Origin of the sequence: Salinisphaera sp. G21_0, from assembly GCF_017744115.1 — a bacterium.
Lineage (GTDB): Bacteria > Pseudomonadota > Gammaproteobacteria > Pseudomonadales > Endozoicomonadaceae > Endozoicomonas.
The window spans coordinates 22,020-45,913 of the sequence record NZ_JAGHQW010000023.1; the positions used below are offsets into that span (position 1 = coordinate 22,020).

Below are 23,894 nucleotides of genomic sequence, written 5' to 3' on the forward strand. Positions count from 1 at the left end.
ATTCCCCGCATGGCTCCCTCATTAAGCAATCCGGATCAAATTCTCATCTCAATCCCCCGGGCAGCCATATACTCTTTGGCTTCAGGAATAGAGTATTGCCCGAAATGGAAAATACTGGCGGCCAGTACCGCATCCGCTTTACCCTCTTTGATTCCTGCCACCAGGTGATCCAGATTTCCCGCACCGCCGGAGGCAATGACCGGAATACCCACTGACTCCGAGATAGCCCTGGTGACGCCCAGGTCGTAGCCATTTTTGACACCGTCCTGATCCATACTGGTCAGCAGTATTTCACCGGCTCCGAGGCGCTCCATTTTCAGTGCCCACTGCACAGCATCAAGGCCGGTAGGCTTGCGCCCGCCATGGGTGAAAATCTCCCAGCGATCTGGCTCACCGGGCTGGCTCACTTTCTTGGCATCAATAGCCACAACAATACATTGCGAGCCAAACCGGTCAGCAGCTTCCTGAACGAATTCAGGATTGAAAACCGCTGCGGTGTTGATGCTGACTTTATCCGCACCCGCATTAAGCATGGTGCGGATATCTTCCACTTTGCGAATACCACCGCCAACGGTCAGCGGGATAAATACTTCACTGGCCATACGTTCAACGGTATGCACCGTTGTCTCCCGCCCCTCATGGCTGGCGGTAATATCAAGAAAGGTTATCTCATCAGCGCCCGCTTCGTTATAACGACGGGCAACTTCCACCGGGTCACCAGCATCCCGAATATCGACAAACTGAACGCCTTTAACCACCCGCCCATTTTCGACATCGAGACAGGGAATTATTCTTTTAGCCAGTCCCATGACTGCAACCTTTCCAAAGCTTGTTAATTGACCAGACGCAGCGACACCGGGTAGCGGTAAAACTCTCCACTGCCCGCCTTCATGGCTGCCCTGACCATAAACACCAGAACCACTACAATGATCACTGGCACCAGTGGTAATAATAGAAACCCTACCAGCATGAACTTGAGGATAACCCAGAGAGTAGCCAGCAGTGTGATGGTGATCTGAAAGTTCAGGGACTCTCTGGCATGGTGCTCAATATAGAGCGACTTGTCCCGCTTCATCAGCCAGATCACCAGCGGTATGGCAATATTCAACCCCGGAACCATAAAGCCGAACAGGGGCAGAAGATGCGCCAGTACGGCCATATTTTTATCGTCCCGGTTAATATCGGGCCTGTTCATTGGAGGGATACCATAATCATTCATCGCAGTAACGTTGCGCTTCGTTCAGACTGAGTGTCCCTTCGTAAATGGCACGACCAGTGATCGCACCGGCAATCCCTTCCCCGGCAACCGCTTTCAGGGCACGTATATCGTCCATATCAGTGATACCACCGGAAGCAATCACAGGTATCGCCACGCTGTTGGCCAATTGCCGGGTTGCGGCAACATTGACCCCCTGCATCATGCCATCCCGGGCAATATCGGTATACACAATGGCAGAAACACCGTCCTGCTCAAACTGACGCGCAAGGTCAACAGCCTGGGTGTCGGTGACTTTTGCCCAGCCATCCGTTGCTACCCAGCCATCACGGGCATCAATACCCACGATCACATGGCCGGGAAACTGCTGGCAGGCTTGCCTGACAAAGTCAGGGTCGGTTACTGCTTTAGTACCGATAATCACCCAGGAAACACCAGAGTCCAGATAGGCTTCTATTGTCGTCAGATCACGAATGCCCCCACCAATCTGCACGGGCAAATCAGGGTACTTTGCGGTGATACCACGAACTGCATCCGCGTTCAGGGGCTTGCCGGCAAACGCCCCATTCAGGTCAACAAGATGAAGCCTTCGGCAACCGGCATCCACCCACCGGCTGGCCATGGCAACCGGGTCATCACCAAAGACCGTGGCATCAGCCATTTCTCCCTGACGCAGCCGGACACAGGCACCATCTTTCAAATCGATTGCAGGAATGATTAACATCGTTATGGCTTCCATGTTAAAAAGTTTTCGAGCAGCTGCAGTCCATTGGCGGCACTTTTTTCAGGGTGGAACTGCACAGCAACAATATTGTCATGACCCAGGGCGACATCGAAACCCAGACCGTAGTCACTTCTACCCACCACCATCGCTGCATTGGCAACACGGGCATAGTAGCTGTGCACGAAATAGAACCGGGCATTGTCGTCGATTCCCTGCCAGAGAGAATGGGATGGTTCAGCCTGGCGGACCGGGCTCCAACCCATATGGGGAACTTTCAATCGAGCGCCTTCGCTATCCCGAAGGTCTTTCCCAAAGAACTTTACCTCACCTGATAACAGGCCAAGGCATTCAACCCCGCCATTCTCTTCGCTATGATCGAGCAGAACCTGCATACCCACACAAATACCCAGCAAGGGGCGGTTCGCTGCTACCTCCCGAACCACTTCATCAACACCATGACGCCGTATCTCCGCCATACAGTCACGGATTGCCCCTACGCCGGGAAGTACTGCTTTATCGGCAGCCAGTATCTGGCCGGGATCGGAGGTAACAATGATTCGGGTATTCGCCTCTGCAACATGTTCCAGTGCTTTACTGACGGAGTGAAGGTTGCCCATTCCATAATCAATGACAGCGACCGTCTTCATGGTTACAACGACCCTTTTGTAGAAGGCATCTTGCCCGCCATGCGTGGATCCAGGGCAACAGCCATCCTTAAGGCACGGCCAAAGGCTTTAAAGACGGTTTCTATCTGATGATGGGCGTTGCGTCCCCGCAGGTTATCAATATGCAGGGTGACACCGGCGTGATTCACGAAGCCCTGGAAAAATTCATAGAACAGGTCAACGTCAAAGCGACCGATCATGGCGCGGGTAAATTCAACATTAAACTCCAGACCGGGTCGCCCGGAGAAATCGATAACGACTCTGGAAAGCGCCTCATCCAGTGGCACATAAGCATGCCCGTAACGATACAGCCCTTTTTTGTCGCCAATAGCCCTGGCAAAGGCCTGCCCCAGGGTAATGCCGATATCCTCAACGGTATGGTGATCGTCGATGTCATTATCACCAACAGCCTTGATATCAAGATCAATAAGGCCATGGCGGGCAATCTGATCCATCATATGGTCAAGAAAAGGCACCCCTGTATCAAACGATGCCTTACCAGTACCATCCAGATTGATGGCCACACGAATCTGGGTTTCCAGGGTGTTTCTTTCAACACTCGCTTTGCGCTCAGCCATGAACTTCTCCGGTTGGATTGTCATCTATTCTGTTTGCCGGGATATTATGGTGAGCATTATATAGAGACTGTTAACTGCTCGCTAGGAGGCTGCCCGAGAATAGCGCCCGTAGCGAGGATGGCAGAAAATTGAGGATAAAAAGTCGGGAATTTTTAGTGAATAGTGGTTCTATTTGCTAAAAATTTCCGACTTTTTAGACCAATTTGCTGCCACCGCAGTAGGGCAGTCTATTCTCGGTCAGCCTCCTGGGAGCCTGACCGAGGATATTCTTTATTGGGACCGGACCTGTTCATAAAGATTACCTTCCAGGTTTTCCAGAAGCTTATCCACCTGCAGCCTCTGGATTTGAGCCGGTTTTGCTTTCAATGGATGAAGCCGGTCATTCACCCAGTGTGATGACCAGTTCCAGGTCGTAGTCACACACTCACGGGCGAAGGATTCAAGACCAAACCGATCCGCCTGCTCAAGGCACCCCGTGAGAAACTCATCCACATCGGACATCAGGATCGGATAGCTGCCTGCGGGTTTGCTGCTGTATTTATTCTGCGTCTGATAGAGCCAGAACTGGCTATTCTCCGGGATTTTCACATTATTCATGGACGTTAATCGCCCGGGGTTGACCAGTACACGACAGGTCAGTTGCTGCTGACGATCTATGGACTTGATCTTATTGGTTGGCATGGAAATCAACACGCCATTAAATCGTCCGCCAACCAGCGGTATAACCCCCAGCTCGGTCACCTTTATGGTGTTATCCTGACGGGTTCTGGTCTGCCACCCTCTTCTGAATCCATCAACCCAGACCGGAACCTCAGGCTTAAACCCGATATTGGTTGATTTCCTGGCCTGTTCGTAAAGCAGGCTACCATAACCCACGATGTACTGAGATTTTGCCTTATCAAACGCAGGGAAGCATTCATTGGCCACGCTGATGAGAGGCGCTATGCATAAAATATTAAGTAACCCCATCAGCCAAATTATGTTGCCAGGTAATTTGAGAGCAGGATAATTCACTTTCAACATTTTTTTTCCTCAACAACCTTTCACTCAATCTGAGGAGACCAACAACCTTTCTTTAGACTATTAAAGACTGGTTTTTTAGATAATCTAATAATCAACAAATGGATAAGCTCGCTTTTTTCAGACTCAAAAAAAACCAAAAAGTGAATACCCTTTGTTTTCCCGAAAAAAACAACTCTGCCGTTAACATAATAGCTCTCTTTATAAGAATCGAAATATTCACAAAAAAATATTTAATAAAAAATTAATTTTTATAAGGGTTGATTTTGTTTACTGGTCAGGTATTGTTGAATTGAATCAAGAAGGATCTGATACCATGTCCGGTCGATTGTTGTTTAAGGAAAAACAACTCAGGCTTTGTGTCGTGGCCGCTCTGACGTCAATTGCTGCACCTGTTGCAGAGAGTCTTGTATTGCCGCCAAAACCTCTGGCTTCGAATATTTCCTGGAACTGCCAGTCAGGCATTAATAATGATTGGCTATGCAACGGCATAAGCAGACAGGTTTATAAAACCGAATCTGCTCCACAGTATGCCGGATACTCCAGGCAAAAACAGTCTGATGAACAACAGCTTTATGCTGAATCCCATAATTCATTATCTATTGAAGCTCGAAACTCAGAATCACTAGTCAGTATTCTGGATGCTCCGAGAGACCATTACGTGCTTCAATGGATGGCAGCAAAAGAGCGTGAACAGCTGGAGGCGCTGAAGCAGCGCTACCCGGTATTAAAAGACGCGACCATTGCTGAATACAAACGATCAGGCACCGTCTGGTATGTGCTTCTGGATGGCCCATATCCAAGCCATATTGCCGCCATGGCGGAACTGGACTCACCGCCCAGATCCCATATGGCCAGAGAACTTTACCCCTGGACACGATCGCTGGCCAGTATTCATAAACTGGATATTATCAGGCCGAATTACCCGGTGGAACAGCTGGCGGATCGCTATCAGCCAGAATATCCTCCAGAGCTGTCCATGCGCGACAGCAACAATGCGCCTATTAACTACGATATTTCCTATAGTACGGAGAGTACGGAGCAAAGCCGTCAACGTTCACAGTATCAACGGCAGCCCTATTATACTCAGCAACCGGAAACACCGGTCATCCGTCGTGATAATGGCTACCCATCGGCTGAGACAGGTTATGATACAGGCCAACCACCTGAAATAAATACTGTGTCTTATGGCCGTGAATTCGAGGGCCAATCCTACTCTGGCTTATCCAGTGATCAAAACTACCGGATTCTGCCAGAGCAGGCTAACCCGCAGGAAATGTATGTCAGTATCTCACCGGCCTATCGCAGTAGAATTCCTCAGCAACATACTCAGGGGAGCAGTGTCGACTACAACACGCCAAACACGCCTGTTGCACCGGCCCCTGAATACAGGCAACCCCAGAGCTATGAAGAGTCGGAACCATCCCGTCCTGCAATGAATGTTCTGACAGCCAATCCAAAGAGTTATACGATTGAATGGATGAATGCCAGCAGAAAAGCATCACTTGAACGGGCAAGGCTTCGTTACAGCGAATTGAAAAATACTCAGATCATCCACTACCAGAGACACAGCAGGAATCGCTACGCCCTGGTCAGTATGCTCTTTGTGAATCGTTCCGAGGCTCTGGATGCTCTGCTCACGCCTTCACTGTCAAGAGTGTCGGCACGTTTCTCGCCAAAAGTCAGACAGGTTGCCTATTTGCAGTCCCTGGTCGGTTCAACCCCGCAGGCTACCCATGCGTGGGCCAGACCCGTGACAGAGCCGTCTATTGATAGACGTCAATGGATTAGTCAGGATGACCCTGGTGACAAGACCTATATTGTCCATCGTGAAGATCTTAACCGACAGCCAGTAAAGGCAAGGTTAATGAACTCAAACGACGTTGGTGCACCGGCAATGCACAGACCAACGGTTGTTCATGCGATACCCGACAGAGATCAACCGCTCCACCCGGGTTATCAGCCGGACAACAACTACAACCGCTATGAACAGCCGGACCATCGCAACCCTGTGAATGAACTGCTGAACAGCCCTGATGACAGTTATACCATTCAGTGGTTCGCAGCCAGTAACCGGCAGACAATTGACAAGTTGAAACAGCGTTTCCCGGAGCTGGCTTCAGCAGTCACTGTTCATGTTCAGCGCAACCAGAAGGACTGGTATGTTCTGGTTCAGGGACAATACAGAAACAGTCAGGAAGCCATCAGGGCGCTGAAGTCCCCGGCAATGAAAAACATTGCCCTGATACTTCATCCATGGACCCGTCCGGTGGAATCACTGAAAAAGCTGCAAATCGCCAGCCTCTGATGCTGTTCCCATTTCCGCAATAAACCTGTTTTACCCTTGATGACGTTAAGTATCAGGGTAAGATAGGTGTCTTTTATTATCACTCTTCCACACTTCAGACCCTGAGGCTTCCCATGAACCGCATTCTCAAGTTCATTGCCGTGCTGCTGGCGGCGGTGATTTTGCTGGGTGTTATCGGTGCGGCACTGCTGCCACGCGTTATCGACCCCAACCAGTATCGCGATGAAATCACCCGGCTTGTCTATGAACAGTCGGGACTGAAAGTCAGCATTAACGGGCCCATTGACTGGTCAATATTCCCCTGGGTTGGCCTTTCTCTTAAGGATGTATCCGTCGCAGGGGCCAATAATTCACACTTGGCGCAACTGGGTTCCGCCGGAGTCAGTGTGAAGTTGATACCCTTAATCAGTAAACGCATTGAAATGCAGACCCTTGAGCTGACAGGGCTGGAATTAACGCTGGTCAAAAATACCAAAGGCGAGGGAAACTGGCAGGTCAGTGCGCCAAAGCCCACTGAACAACCCACGCCCAGGGGACAGGAGCCATCCCCGACGCCTGAGTCAGAACCAGCCTCGCCTGTCAGGCTGGATATTGCCAGTGTCAACGTCAATGGACTGCTGATCAGCTACGAAGACCGGGTTTCCGGGCAGAAATACATTATTGACCAGGCCAGTTTAACCACTGGAGCCATTCGCAATCAGCAGCCTTTTGATTTTCAATTAAAAGCCCACATCACCATTCCTGACCTGGTGATAAATTCACTGATCAGTGGCAAGATGACGTTTAATCTGGAAGCGGGTCATTATGACATTCAGGACCTGAAAGTCAGCGCTACACCGGATGTAGAAAAGGGTGAAAGCCTGAGTATTGTGGGTAATGTTCAATATCAGCAAACACCCATGCTGCTTAAGGGCAACCTGGGCGTTGCCGAGTTTAACCTTGCCAATCTACTGAACCAGATCAAGGTCCAGCTTCCTCCCATGGCTGACCCAAAAGCCTTGAACCGGCTATCCTTTGACAGTCATTTCAGCACCAATGGTGAAAGCCTGAACGCAGATAAGCTGCAGCTCCAGCTGGATAGTTTTACTCTGGATGGCAATTTCAGGATGAACAGCATTGACCGGGGCGATATGCAGTTCAGCTTTACCGGCAACGACCTTAATCTGGATAACTATCTCCCCCCTGCCATGGATAACGCAGAAGTGCCTGATGAAGAGCAACCCGCTCAATCGGGTTCAGGGCAACCCGCATCAGGTAAAGAGCATCCTCTGATTCCGGAAGCCATGCTGCGCGGCCTTAACCTTGACGGGTCAATGAAGCTGGCCTCTCTCACCGTGGCCAAATTCATTTTTGAACAGCCGTCTGTTTCTATAAAAGCAGCCCGGGGTAAGCAGGAAGTAACCATTGGTTCCCGCTTTTATCAAGGCACTATTGATATGACGTCTAACCTGGATGTACGTCGGTCAGGCAAGCCCAAAATGGCAGCATCGGCAGAGCTGAAAAATATCAGCCTTGAAGCACTATCAACCGCTATTCCTGATCTTGCCTCACTGCAAGGTGATGTGAATGCGGGTATGAAGGTTCATACACAGGGTCAATACGCCAGTGTTCTCACCAAAAACCTGAATGGCAACATTGAATTCAAGATTGATAAAGGCCTATTCACTGATGCCAACTTTGACAAAATGGTCTGTGAAGGCATTGCCAAAGTGCGTAAGAAAGAGCTGAGTGCGACGGATTGGGGCTCATCAACCGAGTTTACCGACCTGAGCGGCAGTTTCGTCATCAAAAACGGTGTTGCTAACAACGACAATCTGATTGCAGCGCTCGCTTATATGAACCTGAAAGGTGATGGCTACGTAAATCTTGTTGATCGACAACTGGATTATCGTATGGGCCTCAACATCCGTGGAGAAGAAGCGCCGGACAGTGATCCTGCCTGTCAGATCAACAAGGAGTACGTCAATGTCACCTGGCCTGTCCGTTGCCATGGCGATCTTGGTGACCTGAAATGTGGCGTTGATGTCAGACGACTGACCGAAACCATTGCGGAGATTGCAGAAAACCGCCTTAAGCAGAAGATAGAAGACAAAGTGCAGGGACCGGTTAAAGACCTGCTCAAGGGTTTCTTCAAATAATATTTCTGCCCACAACTACTATACTGCGATCGGCCTGCAGGCTGATCGCAAACCTGTTTTTGTAATTTAATGACTCTAAAAGACCTCTACACAGACCCTGCTTTCAGCCAGAGACTCCTGGACTGGTTTGATGCCCATGGCCGTAAACACCTGCCGTGGCAGCAAAATAAAACGCCTTATCGTGTCTGGATCAGCGAGATCATGCTGCAGCAGACGCAGGTAACCACTGTCATCCCCTACTACCAAAAGTTTATGGTGCGATTTCCGGAAGTTACTGACCTTGCAGCAGCCAGTGAAGATGAAGTGCTCCATTTCTGGAGTGGGCTCGGTTATTACAGTCGCGCAAGAAACCTTCATAACGCCGCAAAAAAAGTGGTGAGTGACTTTGCAGGAGTATTTCCCCGCTCAGTTGAACAGCTTATGGAACTTCCGGGCATTGGCCGATCCACCGCTGGTGCCATTGCCTCCATTAGCATGGGGATCCGGGCTCCCATTATGGATGGCAATGTAAAAAGAGTGCTTACCCGCTACTTTGCCATCTCCGGCTGGCCCGGGCAGACACGTATCGCCAATGCGCTATGGGAGATTGCTGAACAGCTGACACCTGAGTCTCGCACAGGTGATTACACTCAGGTGATGATGGATCTGGGGGCTACGGTTTGCACAAGAAGTAAACCCGCCTGCCAGGCTTGTCCACTGGAAGCTGACTGTATAGCGCACAAAACAGGTCAGCAGAGGCTGTTTCCGGAATCAAAGCCAAAACGGGAGAAACCGGAAAAGTCGGTCATTATGCTGATGGTAGTGAATCAGTACGGTGAAGTTCTGCTTGAAAAACGACCACCGTCTGGCATTTGGGGAGGACTCTGGAGCTTTCCCGAGATTTCAGCTCCTGACCAGATTATCGAGCAGGCGCTGGAGAAGACGGGCCTGTTACTGACAGACTTCGACATATGGCCGTCTTTTCGTCATACCTTCAGCCACTACCACCTGGACATTACCCCGGCACTGAGTTTTGTTGAATATCCGGGACAAACCAATACGGTAATAAAAGACCATGACAATTATTATTGGTTTGCACTGGATCAATCGCCTGAATTGGGGTTGGCTGCACCGGTAAAGAAACTTTTACAAAAAGTAGAAAATGCATTGTAAGAAATTACCCTGAAGCTATATTCACAATATGGCTTCCGGATTCAGATCAATCTAAATGACACCTTTATTATAAAAAAACAAAGTAAAAAAATTATTTTAAAACTAAAAAAATATTTCGTGAGAAAAAACCTTTTCCATACTATCTGTATTTCAAGTAATCGTTGGCCTGACAGCCGTACACACCCCAGCATTTTATCCCAAAAAATAACCTCAGCGTTGGAAATAACCCTGAGGTTATTTTTATACATTATGTATAGAAGTTTCAGCTCTATGGTATAACCCATTGGTTGAGGAACCTGAAGAATGATTGGTTTCAAATGTGAGACATTCCATAAAAAAATATTGGTAATTGCCATTTCTGCACTAGTCTCAACATCAAGCCAAAGTGATCATGCTGGAGTTGAAACTGAAAATGCTGGTAATTTATCCAATGACCAGCAAGAAACTCAGGAAAACTCCCCACCGGGTTCCGATGCGCACACTATAAATTCCGGTACTCTCTACATCGCCACCATGGGGATGACAGGAATGGAGGCTGAGGGTGAAAAAATCCTGAACACTGGCAATATTGAAATCAATGTACCAGGAACAGGTATGAGGGCCACAGCAAGCCCTGAAGATACAAGCCATCAAACAACAGCCACCAATCACGGCACCATTTTGATACGCCACCCCGAAAGCACAGGAATGGTCAGCAATGGACAGAACATTGTCTGGTCCGGAATAGGCAAAGAGTGGGATGAACACAGTAATGACTACAAAGCAGGTGCCATAAATTATCCCCATGGCTCAATTAAGGGTCAGGGAACCGGACTGCTGTCTTATAACAATGGCCTGATCAAAAATCATGGCAGTATCCAGATATCCGGTTCGCACTCAACCGGGGCCAGGGCACAATCCATTGCCCCGGATAATCCAAATGTCGGTTTCGGACTTATTGCCAACACCGGCACCATAACTGCTACGGATGGTGCCAGCGGCATTCACCTGCACAAAGGCGGGCTTAAGAATTCGGGAACAGTGATCAGTGATGATGATGCCGCTATCCGGGGAACAGGGCCCTTTAATATCGCCATCTTCACGCCCGGTAGCTACATCAGGGGACAGCGTGCCGCCGTGCTGCTTGAAGGCTCCGGTAATGACCTTAACCTGATTGAACTTCGTGGCGGCACACTGCAGGGAAATCTGCTAGGCAATAGCCCGATGGATATTCTGCGTATCAACCCGGCAGACAACATGACTGAAGACATTAACCAGAAGATTTCAGTCAATGGTGAAGTCAGGGACTTTGAATTTATTTATATAACCGGTGACCAGTGGACAGCATCCCGGCCGATTATCAACCCAAAATCACTGATTGCCGCCGGCACTGTGAATGTCACCTTGAGTCCTGTCAGTGAGGATCAGGCGCAAACCCTGCAGCTCAGTTTTACGGATCTGTTTCCATCAGAAAATGGTGTTGATATCGAGGTCAGCGAATCTGGAATAGCCCATATTAATTTATCGGACACCCATAACCGTCCTGCCGCCAGAATATCCCTGGAGGGTGGTAATATCAGCCAGATGACAGGCCATCTGCAAGGCCGTGATGAGCTATCTCTGGCAAGCGGAATCATCAACATCATTGAAGATGTGCATCGAATCAGAGCACAAACCGATGGTGACTGGCAGGTAAAAACGCCGGTCCGTGGCGTAAAACATCTGGTCACTGAATTCGCTGGTGATAAAGACACACCTACTTTTGAACAGACGTCAATTGTCCTTGGGGATCCGGCATTCTCAGCACAAGACAACCGACTGACAGAAAAAACCAATACACTGGTTGTTGCAACGCCTTCAGAGTCTGGCATCAGCTCGGGACAACCGATCCCGGAGTTCGATGGATCAGCGGGTAAAGCAGAAGTCACCATCGCCAATGGGGCGCGTTTTGGCCAACTGACTGCCCCGGAGAAACTGATCGTAAAGACCTCCGCTGACCAGCCTTTTCACGCTTACGGACCTGTTCATAATGCCAGACATATTGAAGTTTCACCCTCTGCGCAGGTAGAAGAGGTTACACTGGGAGCCTCTCCGACACATACCGATAGCAGCCTGGGGCTGCTTTTCAGTGATAGCGCATCCGGTGATGCCATCAGGATCACCAATTACGGCACTGTTAATGAGATTGATGCGTCCAATGGCCATCACCGCCCAGACCTTCACTATATCCACGACAGTGACACGCTGGTAAACCTGCGGGGCAACAAAACCAGAAATGACCAACTCACCGTTAAGGGCGGTTCTGCAGAAACCGTACAAGCCGTCTCAAGCTCAGCGCTGCAACATGGTTTTGCTACCCTGAATCTTCATGGCGTGGCAGCACCGGTGGAGCTTCCCGCTGATCTTGAGTCGTTGACACTCACCAGCACCCTGCCTATTGGGCATATTTATGCAGTCAGTGCTGATCACCTGGAGAAAGAAAGAGCAGGCAAGGCCCAGGATATACCTAATCCGACGTTTATGCCGTATTCAGTCGGGAAGCCTGAAAGCGCAACATTAAAAACGGACCTCATGACGCCGGGGATAAATTTCAACATTAAAGAACGCCCCAACATGCGTTTTGAGATTCTTAATGGTGAAATAGGTACTCTGACAGGTAACCCGGAAAAAGATGATCAGCTGGTTATTCGCGGAGGCCACATTCAGGGCGATACTGACAGCCTCCGGTCCGTTACCGTTGCCAGTAATGACTGGGGTTCCCATGGAACGCTCAATAACACCAGAGAAGTGCTGGTTGATAAGCATGGCATTCTGACATTACTGCGGATTTATGGACCACAGGAGATCCCTCACCGTACAGAGAATGATCTGACCCTTCAGATAAAAACAACTGCCGGACAGCGGTTGCCTGTTACGGTAACAGAGGGTGGAGCACTTGGCCTGTTGGAAATATATGACCAGGCCAGTCTTGGTGATCTATCGTTGCAGGGTGGCGTGGTAAGCATCATGCCCGGTGACCACAAGACGCTGGAGGTGGGTAGAATTATTAATGCCGATGGTGTTTATTCTCCGGAAACCGGGCTTGGTAATGTGCTGGTTGGTGGCAACCCGCAACAAAGTCCCTTTGGGAGCAGCCTTGTACTCAGTACTCCAAGACCCGTCAGTGTCTTCAGCAAAAAAATTGATAGCCTGCAGCTAACGGAAGGAGCAAAGCTTAAAGGTGAGATACCGGCGGTAGAGCGACTGTTTATCACAACCCCGGATTTTGTTTCTGAAGGCCGGATCAGTGCTATTGAACTGGTCGCTGATGCGCCTGTTGCTGAAGTCAATGTTGCTGACAGCTCCAAACTCACAGCCGATGTGCCGGATACCCCTGCCAGGCTGAATATACAAACATCACCAGAGTGCCCTTTGACGATTAAAAGCAACCTGCCGACTCCGCAGATACAGCGGCTCAATCTCAACGACGGAGCCAATATTGGTACTGTTGATTCTGTGAAAAATATCTGGATTCATAGTTCAGGCTGGAACAGCCAGGGGCTGGTGAATAATCCCGAAACACTCACTATTGCCCCTGATGGAGCGGCAGATCTTATTGTTGCTGATGGAACGCAGCCCAGTGAACAGGATGCTGCTCAAAAACAGTCACTGCATCTTTCTTTTTCCGATGATGCCCCCTATGACTGGAACAAGGCATTTGTCGTCACCAATCTCGGTGGGGCTGGCATCAATGAATTACCTGAACACCGGGGAGAGCTGAAAGTACTGGATTTTTCAGCGGATACCCAGCGCCCTTCCCTGTACTTTATGCAACATGGTGGCAATACCGATCGGATCATCGGCCGACAGGATAAACAGGACACTCTGGCCCTGGTGAATGGCCCACTGAAAACAGCCTCAGGATTCGCCAATATCGATATCTTTGGCGCTGACTGGCACAGCATTCAGTTAACAAACCCTGACAATATCAACATCCACGAAGCGGCCAGTGCAGCCAATATTCTTGTTTCTGATCAGGTGCCAGAGGGCAAAGGAATACTGGCCACCCACTTTACAGAAGACTGTGGCAGAGTATACGTAAACTCCAGAGGAACGCTGGGTGAGGTCAACCTGTCACCATTACAGAGCCGCCCATCATTCAGCATAGAGCAAACCGGTGGCAAGATTGGTTCACTTAAAGGAGCCAACGGTAAAGATGATCGATTCATTGCCAACAATACAACAGTGGAAGAACAGTTATCCGATATTGATTCCATTACCTTTAACGGTATCAATCACTATAAAGGCAACCTGCTTCGGTCCAATGGGCTCATTGATGTGAATGGCCATCTCCATTTTTTGGCAGACAGAATGGCTATCGTTTCCCGCTCATCAGACAGCCGTCGTGCAGAGGTGCCTGAATCATCACCTGCATTGCATATTCGTCAGGGAGCCGTCGTTACCATCCCATCTGAACTTAATATCGACGGTAACTATCAACAGGATGGTCGCCTGGTGCTGACAGAACAAAATCCGGACGCGGCAAGGTTTGAGCCGTTAACCGATGGTACGATATCGCAAGCCCCGGTGGTGGCCGCCAAAAATATCCATGTGGGTCCTGCGGCTGATTTTGTGTTTGACAGCGTTATCATTCAAGATCCGGCCATTGGCAAACAATATCTGTTGATGGAAGCAGAGGATTCCAACATTAACCAGCCGGTTAATGTGGATGCTGACAATGAGCTCTATATTCACTATGACGCGATCATTGATCCGGATAATGCAAAAAGAATGCTGCTGGTCAGCACGGATCAGGCTGGCCATCGGGTATCTCAGGTTCCGGGGCGGTTTCGATCCATGATGCTGGCAGCTACGAAACCTTCCGAAAAAGAAGAACACGACAGTAAAAGTGCCAAATTAACCCGGCATGTTGTAAAAAATGTAAAACCCGGCAAAGACAATAAAAAAGCCGCAGAGCTTGCCCCTGCCATGTCGCCTCATGCGGTGCACAATGCCAACCTTGCACTGAAAACGGCAGGCAAAACTCTTAACGACAGAATGTCCGGCAAACGAACCGGCATCAACACTGGAGATATCTTCTCTGCTGGCGCGGCCTGGATTCAATACGACTACAGCAAGGCAACACAGGATATCAAGGACCATGTACCGGGTTATCATGCCAGAATCAATGGCTTCTCCATGGGTGCAGATAGCCCTCTGGAAAAGGATCAGAATATAGAGGCAGGCATTGCCTACACCTATGCAAAAGGAAACGTAGCAGGGAAAGATGGCTCAAGAAACAAAATTGACACGGATACTCATATCGCCAGCCTTTACTCCTCGTATCTGGAAAATGATTTTTTCTTTGATGGTCGGATGAGTTATTCCTCTGGCAAGAATAAAGGACGCCGCTACGTTGATGGTCACCTGCACGATGCAAAATATGATACCCGGAGCTGGGGGGTCGGCATGATTGCGGGCCACACCTACCCCCTGGGAGATGAGTGGAGCTGGCAGCCTCAGGTAGCCTTTAATTATTTCACCATCAAAACTGACGATTATACCGAGTCTGCCAGAGATCCTGCCCAAGCACACTTATCATACGACCAGGTCAAAAATGGCAAATATGACATCATGGAACTGGGTGCTGGCCTGAAGTTGATTGGAGAAATTAATACCCGGGCAATGGTCATCAAACCAGAGCTTGGGCTGATGGGCTATCACGATTTCAAGAAAGATCCGATTGCTATCACCGCGCACTTTGCCGCAGGGGGTGAACACTTCCGGATCAATGGTGCTGACAGAGATAACAACCGCTATCAATTTGATGCCAGCATGAGTGTGGAAATTCAGAGCAACACCACCATTAGCTTCCGTTACTCCCACCATTGGGCAGAAAACTTCAAAGTTGATGGGTGTATTGCCAGGGTTCGCTATAGCTTCTAGAAACCTTTTCCTTCAGACTCCAGCCGACCTTTCGTTTTCATCATTCTGTCCCGCATGAAGCATAGTCCAGCATCAGGGCCTCTAAAGAAAAGATCAATCTTGCCATTGCAGCCTCCTTTACTGCCTGTTACATGATCAATCGCTTCTTGGGCGGATGCAAAACTCCTTCGCCCCTGCCCCTTGCATGAAGCGTAAAAGTCTGGACTACCTTCGAAATTGTGAGGGTCGTAGACCGTATATTCGAAAGTACCGTCACTTTTTTTGCTTCGATAGATACCAAAAGAGTATAAAGGCTGGCAAATCATGGCTGTTGATGAGTAATCCCAGTTTGTGGTGTCCAATATATGCTGACGCGTGCATGTTTTGATACCAAGACCTTCTCTTTCGTCTGGCGAGAGTCGACTCTCACCTGTAGACCTCTCTTCTACCAGTAAATTCGAGTAGCCTGATGATGAGGCGATGCCGGTTAAAAGCAGGTGCATTACATATATGGACATAGGATAATGGCCATTAGACAAACTACGTCTCAACTCTTGAGCATCACCTCTGGCGCTGATTATTTCTTCTAAATAAGCAACCAGGACCTGAAAAGAAAATTTATAACCTGTTGCCTGGTAAAGCTGCAATCTCAGTACGTCAAAGCCGCAACTCCACATATTGCCTACATTATTACTGTCATATTCGCCCAAACCAAACTTGGTCTGCGCATAGGGACAGTAATCGTTGCCATCTTGGTCTTTAACTTTGAGATTTTTTAAATAAAGGCCTGCCCTGGTTGAGCTTGCCTTTGAATATCCGGGGAAACCGCCCCCTCCGACTGTTGATCCGTCTGCAACATCAAAGAACGAACCAATACGCACCAGCTTATGCTGGCCAGTCCTTTTATCCATCACATGAAGCACTTCTTCAATCGATTCCCCTCTATGGTCTGGGTGGGTGATCGTTACCATGAATTTCGATATAGCGTAATGATTTTTAGTATTAAATGCGATGTCATCTACAGCATCTTTAGTCACCTGTTTGCAGGTTAACCTGGCGTTTGCAACCCACGAATCACCAGCGGCCGCCCTCATCTCTTTATAAGCGTCCTTGACATCTGCTGTTGTCTGGAATCCGTCTATAAATCGAACCCGGGCTGTATCCGTTTCTTTTAAAGAAAATGAGAATGGTGAATTCACCGGTGGTTGGGGCGATGGGGGAGGACTGCCTGCTGTTGCTGATGACGGAGGAGGACTGCTTGCTGTTGCTGATTGTCGTGAAGTATCCTCTGCATGATATACCCTGTATTCAGTCAATGCCCGTATGACAGGCTTTGCAAACCAGGCGTTGGGATGACGCGTCATCACCGCCTCTGCTTCAATTAATGAGACGGTATATTTGGTAAATGTTGCTTTCACCACCCCCGCGATAGCTTTCACGGCACGTGCAAGGATGAAACTGTCATCATGCTTGTTCCAACAGTAAGACATGGCGTTCAAAGCGCCTAATTCAACTGAATTCATATAGCTCTATCACTTTATTATTCTGGATAACTTATTTTTAAGACAGAAAATCTGGCTATAAGTTCAAAAACTGGCCATTTATAAGAATGTGTAGCGCACAGATACAGAGTAAACTGATTCTCTGTGAATCATTCGGGAGCACCACAGGGATGAATAACCTTGATGGCGGACACTTCAACAACACCTACTCACGCTTGCCTGAATACTTTTATACAATGCTGGACCACCCTGGAGAACCCGAGACTCGTGGCCTACTGCCCATCAGCTGGCCAGCAGCTAACCTTGGGATATGAGTGGAGCTGGCAGCCTCAGGTAGCCTTCAACTATTACACCATTAAAACCGACGATTATACCGAGTCAGCCAGAGATCCTGCCCAGCCACACTTATCTTATGATCAAGTCAATAATGGTAAATGTGACATCATGGAGCTGGGCGCTGGCCTGAAGATGATTGGGGGAAATTAAGAGCAATACCACCATTACCTTTCGTTACCTACACCATTGGACAGATAATTTCAAAGTCGATGGGTGTATTGCCAGGGTTCGCTATAACTTTTAGTAGCCTGTTCCATTTTCCTCCAGCCGTTTTTTTGTTTCCAACATTTTGTCCCGCAGGTAGCACATTGTGGAATCAGGCAATCTATAGAAAGCATCAAGGTGGCCATTGCAACCCCCTTTATCTGTTGTTACGTGGTTAATAGCATCCTCGGCGGTTGCAAAACTCATACGACCCTGACCACAATCTGAAATGTAAAAGTCTGGTCTTCTTTCGAAATTGTGAGGGTCGTAGACCATATATTCGAAAGTGCCATCTGATTTTCTGTTTCGATAGACACCATAAGCGTGAGCAGGCTGGCCAAGTATGGCTGTTGATGTGCAGTCCCAGTTTGTCGTCAAAATTTTACTACGTTCACATATGTCGAAACCTTCAGCATTTTTTCTTTCTTCCGGGAGTTCTTTTGCACCTTTAGACTCCTTTTCCTTCAGAAAAAACGGGTAGTCTGGTGATTTTGGGATGTCAGAAGCCAACAATTCCATTGCTACATCGCCAAAAGGATAGTCGTGCTGAGAAAACCACTGCCTCAATTGCGCTGCATTAGTTGTGGAGCTAATCATTTCTTCTAAAAAAGCGACCAGGACCAGGAAAGAAAATTTATAGCCGGTAGCTTGGTAAATCCCCAACCTCAGTGCATCAAAACCACAACTCCAAAAACCGCGTATCTTTTGATCGTCAGTGATAGGGCTGCCTATACCAAACTGGGTATCCCGGTAGGGGTAACGATCTACACCTTTTTCGTCTTTAAATTTGAGTTGTTGTAAATAGCGGCCAGCCTTGATAGAGCTTTGATCTGAATAACCGGGAAAACCGGCTCCTCCTGCTGTTGATACGCCTACAGTTTCACTGAACGAACCGATACGCACCAATTTCATCTGACCATTACTTTTATCACGCAACTTGAGTACTTCTTCAACCGTGCAACCTCCACCGATTGGTTGATGAATAATTATCTTGTATTTCGACATAACATGGTGGTTTTTATTGCCAAATACGATTTCGTCTACTTCATCTATCCTCACCTCATCACATGTAACCTTGGCGTTTTCGACCCACAACTCCCCAGCAGCAGCTCTCATCTTTTGATAGGCGACAATCACAGCTTCTTCTGAAGTCCGGCATTCTTCGTTTATAAATTGAACCCGTGTTTTAACCATTTCGTTTAAGGAAAATGAGTATGGTGAATACTCCGATACCCGGGGTGTTCGGGGCAATGGGGGAGGACTGCCTGCTGTTGCTGATGAGGCAGGAGAACTGCTTGCTGTTACTGGTTGTCGTGAAGTATCCGTTGCATGGGTTATCTTGTATTTAGCCAATGCCCATGTGACAGGCTCTGCAAACCAGGCATCGGGATGGCGCTTCATCACAGCCTCGGCTTCAATTAATGAGACGGTATATTTGGTAAATGTTGCTTTCACCACCCCAGCAATGGCTTTCACCGCACGAGCAAGGATGAAACTGTCATCATGCTTGTTCCAACAGTAAGACATGGCGTTCAAAGCGCCCAATTCAACTGAATTCATGTACCTCTCCCCTTTATTATTTTGAATAACTTATATTCTAAGACAGAAAAACTGGCTATAAGTTCAAAAACTGGCCATTTATATGAATGAATGTGTAGTGCACAGATACAGAGTAAACTGACCCACTGTGAATCATTCGGGAGCACCACAGGGATGAATAACCTTGATGGCGGACACTTCAACAACACCTACTCAGGCTTGCCTGAATACTTTTATACAAGGCTGGACCCAACTCCCCTGGAGAACCCGAGACTCGTGGTCTACAGCCCATCAGCCGGCCAGCAGCTGAACCTTGAAGACACCCGGGAAACCCGGGAAAAGCTGACATTGATCGGTTCCGGAAACCGTGCATGGCCCGGTTCAGAACCACTGGCCATGGTGTATTCCGGCCATCAGTTTGGTGCCTATAATCCCCAGCTGGGTGATGGCAGAGGGTTGTTATTGGGAGAGCTGGTCAATACCCGGGGAGAAAAGTGGGACCTGCATCTGAAAGGGGCCGGGCCAACCCCTTACTCCCGATTTGGTGATGGCAGAGCCGTTCTGCGCTCCTGTATCCGGGAATATCTCGCCTCAGAAGCGCTCCACCATCTGGGCATTCCGACGACCCGCGCTTTGTGCGTGGTGACCAGTGATACACCGGTTTACCGGGAAACCAGGGAAGCGGGTTCAACATTACTCAGACTGGCCAGAAGCCATATCCGCTTTGGCCACTTTGAATATTTTTTTTACAACAAACGGTATGAAGCCTTAAAAGAGCTGGCTGATTACACCATTGAACACCACTTTCATGATCTTGAAGGAATGAAAGCAGTGGCGGGCAGTGACAAAGGCTATCAGCTATTTTATGCAGAAGTCGTTCATCGTACCGCAACCTTAATTGCCCGGTGGCAGGCTGCAGGTTTTGCCCACGGCGTTATGAATACGGACAATATGAGCATTATCGGGGATACGTTTGATTATGGCCCCTATGGTTTTATGGACGATTTTAACTGGCACTACATCTGCAACCACTCTGACCACTCCGGTCGCTATGCCTTCAGCCAACAACCCGACATTGGCTACTGGAACTGTGGCAGGCTTGGCCAGGCACTGGTTCCCCTGTTTGATGATATTGAGTTAATCCAGAAAGCGCTGGATCAATACCCACAAATCTACACCCAAACCTATACCCGCCTGATGCTCGATAAACTGGGGCTGTTGGCAGAAGAGGAGGAAGACGCAGAACTGGTTCGCGATCTCCTTCAGCTATTGCATGACAGTCACTGTGATTACACATTATTCTTCCGAACTCTCAGCAGCTTTCCTTCAGAACAACCCGTTAACCAGCTGGAGGCGTTAGTTAACCACCCATCACTTGCCCCCTGGCTGGATAGCTATAAGAAAAGGCTCAAGAGAAACCCTCTGGATGACCAGAACCGCCAGAAACGGATGAAACAGGTTAACCCGAAATACATTCTCAGAAACTATCTGGCACAACAGGCGATCGAAAAGGCAGAGAAAGGGGACTATCAGGAAATTGAAAACCTGATGAACGTACTGGTTTCGCCCTACGATGAGCACCCTGATTTTGAGCACTATGCAGAGCAACCACCTGAATGGGGCAAAAAACTGGAAGTCAGCTGCTCTTCCTGAAGGGAATGAATGTTTATCAGGTAGCTTTCCCGTTAAGATACCGTCAATCCATAGTAACTGAAGCAGTGAGATAACAATGGCCAGAATGATTCAATGCGTCAAACTGAAAAAAGAAGCGGAAGGCCTCATGGTTCCGCCGCTACCCGGTCCAAAGGGTCAGTGGATCTTTGAGCATGTTTCCCAGGAAGCCTGGACTGAATGGCAGGCTCACCAGACCCGCCTGATCAATGAAAAGCATCTTAACCTGTTGGCACCTGAAGCCCGGCAGTACCTTATGGAACAAATGGATAAATATTTCTCTGGCGAAGATATTGATGCCGCTGAAGGCTATGTGCCGGAAGATAACTAACCTCCGGCTGGCTATTCTCAGCCAACCTCAGGGTCTGGCACGCCTCAAAGCTGATGGGAAAATATTTGATCATGTCTATTGTTCAGGTAACGATAGGCATTCTGCATACATTAAAGGTGATGAAAGTCTAGCCCGGATATTTCATAAACTGCCCCGAATCTCGCGCAGGACTTTGTCGCTCTAAGGGATTTTGTGAGGGAGCACCGTACCGGGGAGTACGGTCGACTGAACAAAACTCCCTTAGAGCGGCAAAGGACAAGCGAGAGCGGGAGCACGTTTATGAAATATCCGGGCTAGCAATTGCTGAGCTTCAATCATCACTTTCATTAGAATCTGGCGATACTGACGAAAGCCTTTTTTCTGTGAGCCATTGCAGCCTGAGGGCTTGAGTATTCAACGTGTTCCGCAGCCCGTATGCTACCTTTCTTTCACTAATGATGTGGGATAACTTCGCGATAGTTGCCGCCCTTCTGGCTATACGAAAATCAGGATGGCTCCTCAATTTGAAGACCTCATCAGAAATAACGACTTGTCGAAATGATTGTGGAATATCAATTTCGATCTTTGGTTGCGGGGGACTTTTCTCGTTCAAAACGGCGTGAAACCTGGATGTGTCAATGCTCTTTTTGTATACAGCATATTCAAGCGCATCTAAGTGCAAGCTCGCTGTTTTGCGTTCTTCTTTGGATAGAGTCGTGTATTGAGGAAGGGGCCACACTTCTATTTCGTAGACTTCCATTGGATCAAGAACTGACATGGCAACTGCATCAGTCCGCCTGTTTGTCAGATGTCTGCGAATTCGAGTGCGCAGACTTTCTTTGGTCTGCCCAATATAAATGGGTTCCCGCTCATAGTCGTAGAATGCATATACACCGAACTTGTAGTTGCCAACCTTTTGCCCTAAAAATTTTGAGTCGAAAAAAGCAGACAACTGTTTTCTCAGCTCTTCTGTTTCAAATGCACAAGCGGTTATACCGTAGTCAATCATATAGCCTCCACCCTTCTGAAGGCTATTAAACATTATCGACAGAAAGAGTTCAGCTCTATTTTTTTATGAGGGGGTAGAGCAAATGCTCTGCAAGATGTCGTACAACAGGAACCACAACGGCATCACCCATGGCCTTATATCCTTGATTATAAGTACCTGGTATCTGGTATTTGGGGGCACCCATTAGTTGAGCAGCTTCTTTCACAGTCAGAAGGCGAGTTCCAAACTTACCATTACGATATATAACGAGTTGCTGCCTGCTGCTACCTCCAGTTGGGGTTCGCAGGCAGCCTGCAAGGCCGTCCGTTCTGACCTCTAACACCTGCTGACCATTCCTGATTCGCTTATATCCCGGGAAGACTCTCTGACCTTTTTTTACAGCGGCTTCAAGCTTATCAAAATGGCTTTTGGGAATAAGGCTGAGGTGGTGATTGACGGTTTCCTCAGAGTCGAAGGGCGCATCCAGCTCAATGATTTTCTCTAGTGGGTGCATTGGTGTAGATGGAGCGGGAATGTTCCACCATGTCCAATCAGTTGCTTTGGAAGCAATGGCCTGAATAGCTTTGGGGTGAGCCCATGTTGGTGAGTCAGTAGTAAAACCGGATATATCAGTACTCTTTCTCACGGCAATGACAAATATCCGCGGGCGAGACTGAGGTACCCAATGCACAGCATCTATTAGGACAGCTCCAACATTGTACTGCCTTTCAAGTAAAGCATTATGAAGAGCGAGGTAGTTTTCACCATTCTTACCTGATACCAGGCCTCTGACATTCTCAGCAACTAATACGGCTGGAGCTTCTCTCATCTCATCGAGAATGCGTAGCCACTGCCAAACCATTCCGCTGCGAGAACTGGTTATTCCACCCATATTTCCAGCAAGGGAAAGGTCTTGGCAAGGGAAGCTTGCCCAAGACAAGGAGTGTCGGGGAAGTTTGTCACCCTTGATGTTTTCGATTGAGTCAAGAGTAAAGATTTCAGGCGAGTGGTTTGCTGCAAAAACAGCCTTCTTTTTGGCGCAAATATCGTTGGCCCATACAGAGTCAAAGAAATCTTTTAGCCCTTCAGTGGCAAGTCCACTTCCCGCAAAAAAATCAGCACTGGCTGGTTTTTTGGATATGGCAGAGACATCCGGATCAGTGGCTGACCGGTGGGATTCATCTCCGATTTCTGCAGTAAGGACTTGGTTCAGCATCTTGGTAATATCAAGTTTTGGACAACGTGGCTCTCGTTAAGGCAGTCTATTCTCGGACTCTTAGAGTTTGCACCCTTTTTTGAATAGATTCTATCCGATATGTGCTGGCTAAGTGGAAGAAGAATGTCGGAGAAGTACTCCAGGACCGTATAAACTTCTATTACATCCCTAACGCCTGTCACTGCAAGACCATCAAATACATCGTAACGCAGGAAAGGGTAAGGGGGATGGTATAGCCCCAAAGAAGAGACTGTGAGCAGGACACACATCTAAAAACACTCCGTCGTATAATACGACTTTTCAACAAAAAAAGCCCCGAAACAAAAATGCTTCAGGGCCTTTATATAATGGTGCCTAGGGGCGGAATCGAACCACCGACACGCGGATTTTCAATCCGCTGCTCTACCAACTGAGCTACCCAGGCTAAATTTTGGCACATATATC

17 protein-coding genes and 1 tRNA gene are annotated in these 23,894 nt (G+C 48.4%); 7 read left to right on the forward strand and 11 right to left on the reverse strand.

Annotated elements, in window-relative coordinates:
* Positions 1-35 precede the first annotated feature (35 nt).
* The 6 genes from hisF to J7439_RS12255 form a co-directional block, all read right to left on the reverse strand.
* On the reverse strand, positions 36-809 hold the full coding sequence (gene hisF, locus J7439_RS12230) for an imidazole glycerol phosphate synthase subunit HisF (protein ID WP_209202078.1): 774 nt from the start codon (positions 807-809) through the stop codon (positions 36-38).
* A gap of 23 nt (positions 810-832) precedes the next feature.
* Positions 833-1,195, reverse strand: coding sequence for a DUF4870 domain-containing protein (locus J7439_RS12235; protein ID WP_209202079.1), 363 nt, complete (start codon positions 1,193-1,195; stop codon positions 833-835).
* Positions 1,196-1,211: 16 nt separating this feature from the next.
* The gene (gene hisA, locus J7439_RS12240; RefSeq protein ID WP_209202080.1) at positions 1,212-1,940 is read right to left on the reverse strand and encodes a 1-(5-phosphoribosyl)-5-[(5-phosphoribosylamino)methylideneamino]imidazole-4-carboxamide isomerase; all 729 of its coding nucleotides are present in this window, start codon (positions 1,938-1,940) and stop codon (positions 1,212-1,214) included.
* 2 nt (positions 1,941-1,942) lie between these two features.
* Positions 1,943-2,587, reverse strand: a complete 645-nt coding sequence (gene hisH, locus J7439_RS12245; protein WP_209202081.1) for an imidazole glycerol phosphate synthase subunit HisH — start codon at positions 2,585-2,587, stop codon at positions 1,943-1,945.
* A 2-nt stretch (positions 2,588-2,589) separates the two neighbouring features.
* The gene (gene hisB, locus J7439_RS12250; RefSeq protein ID WP_209202082.1) at positions 2,590-3,183 is read right to left on the reverse strand and encodes an imidazoleglycerol-phosphate dehydratase HisB; all 594 of its coding nucleotides are present in this window, start codon (positions 3,181-3,183) and stop codon (positions 2,590-2,592) included.
* Positions 3,184-3,453: 270 nt separating this feature from the next.
* Positions 3,454-4,206 (reverse strand): hypothetical protein, encoded by a 753-nt coding sequence (locus J7439_RS12255; RefSeq protein WP_209202083.1) that lies wholly within the window; start codon positions 4,204-4,206, stop codon positions 3,454-3,456.
* A 313-nt stretch (positions 4,207-4,519) separates the two neighbouring features.
* On the opposite strand from J7439_RS12255, the gene J7439_RS12260 reads away from it, so the two are divergent.
* The 4 genes from J7439_RS12260 to J7439_RS12275 all read left to right on the forward strand — a co-directional run bounded on the left by J7439_RS12260 (position 4,520) and on the right by J7439_RS12275 (position 15,705).
* Positions 4,520-6,511: an SPOR domain-containing protein gene (locus J7439_RS12260; protein ID WP_209202084.1), complete on the forward strand. Its 1,992-nt coding sequence runs from the start codon at positions 4,520-4,522 to the stop codon at positions 6,509-6,511.
* Positions 6,512-6,624: 113 nt separating this feature from the next.
* A complete protein-coding gene (locus J7439_RS12265) occupies positions 6,625-8,649 on the forward strand; it encodes an AsmA family protein (RefSeq protein WP_209202085.1) in 2,025 nt (674 codons plus the stop codon).
* Positions 8,650-8,718: 69 nt separating this feature from the next.
* Positions 8,719-9,801, forward strand: a complete 1,083-nt coding sequence (mutY, locus tag J7439_RS12270; protein WP_209202086.1) for an A/G-specific adenine glycosylase — start codon at positions 8,719-8,721, stop codon at positions 9,799-9,801.
* Between the two features lie 303 nt (positions 9,802-10,104).
* Entirely contained in the window at positions 10,105-15,705 is a 5,601-nt protein-coding gene (locus J7439_RS12275) for an autotransporter outer membrane beta-barrel domain-containing protein (protein ID WP_209202087.1), read from the forward strand.
* Here J7439_RS12275 and J7439_RS12280 read toward each other — a convergent pair.
* Positions 15,702-17,207 (reverse strand): hypothetical protein, encoded by a 1,506-nt coding sequence (locus J7439_RS12280; protein ID WP_209202088.1) that lies wholly within the window; start codon positions 17,205-17,207, stop codon positions 15,702-15,704. The two genes, J7439_RS12275 and J7439_RS12280, sit on opposite strands and share 4 nt — an antisense overlap.
* 162 nt (positions 17,208-17,369) lie before the next feature.
* On the opposite strand from J7439_RS12280, the gene J7439_RS12285 reads away from it, so the two are divergent.
* Entirely contained in the window at positions 17,370-17,672 is a 303-nt protein-coding gene (locus tag J7439_RS12285; RefSeq protein WP_209202089.1) for an autotransporter domain-containing protein, read from the forward strand.
* Between the two features lie 90 nt (positions 17,673-17,762).
* On the opposite strand, the gene J7439_RS12290 is transcribed toward J7439_RS12285, so the two are convergent.
* The gene (locus J7439_RS12290) at positions 17,763-19,286 is read right to left on the reverse strand and encodes a hypothetical protein (RefSeq protein ID WP_209202090.1); all 1,524 of its coding nucleotides are present in this window, start codon (positions 19,284-19,286) and stop codon (positions 17,763-17,765) included.
* A gap of 153 nt (positions 19,287-19,439) precedes the next feature.
* Here J7439_RS12290 and J7439_RS12295 point away from each other — a divergent pair, with 153 nt between their 5' ends.
* Positions 19,440-20,918 carry a protein adenylyltransferase SelO gene (locus tag J7439_RS12295; RefSeq protein ID WP_209202091.1) on the forward strand — a complete coding sequence of 493 codons (1,479 nt, stop codon included), beginning with the start codon at positions 19,440-19,442 and terminating at the stop codon, positions 20,916-20,918.
* A gap of 76 nt (positions 20,919-20,994) precedes the next feature.
* Positions 20,995-21,267 carry an oxidative damage protection protein gene (locus J7439_RS12300; RefSeq protein ID WP_101746174.1) on the forward strand — a complete coding sequence of 91 codons (273 nt, stop codon included), beginning with the start codon at positions 20,995-20,997 and terminating at the stop codon, positions 21,265-21,267.
* Positions 21,268-21,577: 310 nt separating this feature from the next.
* Here J7439_RS12300 and J7439_RS12305 read toward each other — a convergent pair whose 3' ends face one another.
* The 3 genes from J7439_RS12305 to J7439_RS12315 all read right to left on the reverse strand — a co-directional run bounded on the left by J7439_RS12305 (position 21,578) and on the right by J7439_RS12315 (position 23,874).
* Complete coding sequence (locus J7439_RS12305; protein WP_209202092.1) at positions 21,578-22,255, reverse strand: GIY-YIG nuclease family protein; 678 nt, start codon at positions 22,253-22,255, stop codon at positions 21,578-21,580.
* Between the two features lie 55 nt (positions 22,256-22,310).
* Entirely contained in the window at positions 22,311-23,450 is a 1,140-nt protein-coding gene (locus tag J7439_RS12310) for a DNA cytosine methyltransferase (RefSeq protein WP_209202093.1), read from the reverse strand.
* A 348-nt stretch (positions 23,451-23,798) separates the two neighbouring features.
* Positions 23,799-23,874 (reverse strand) — tRNA-Phe (locus J7439_RS12315).
* Positions 23,875-23,894: the final 20 nt, after the last annotated feature.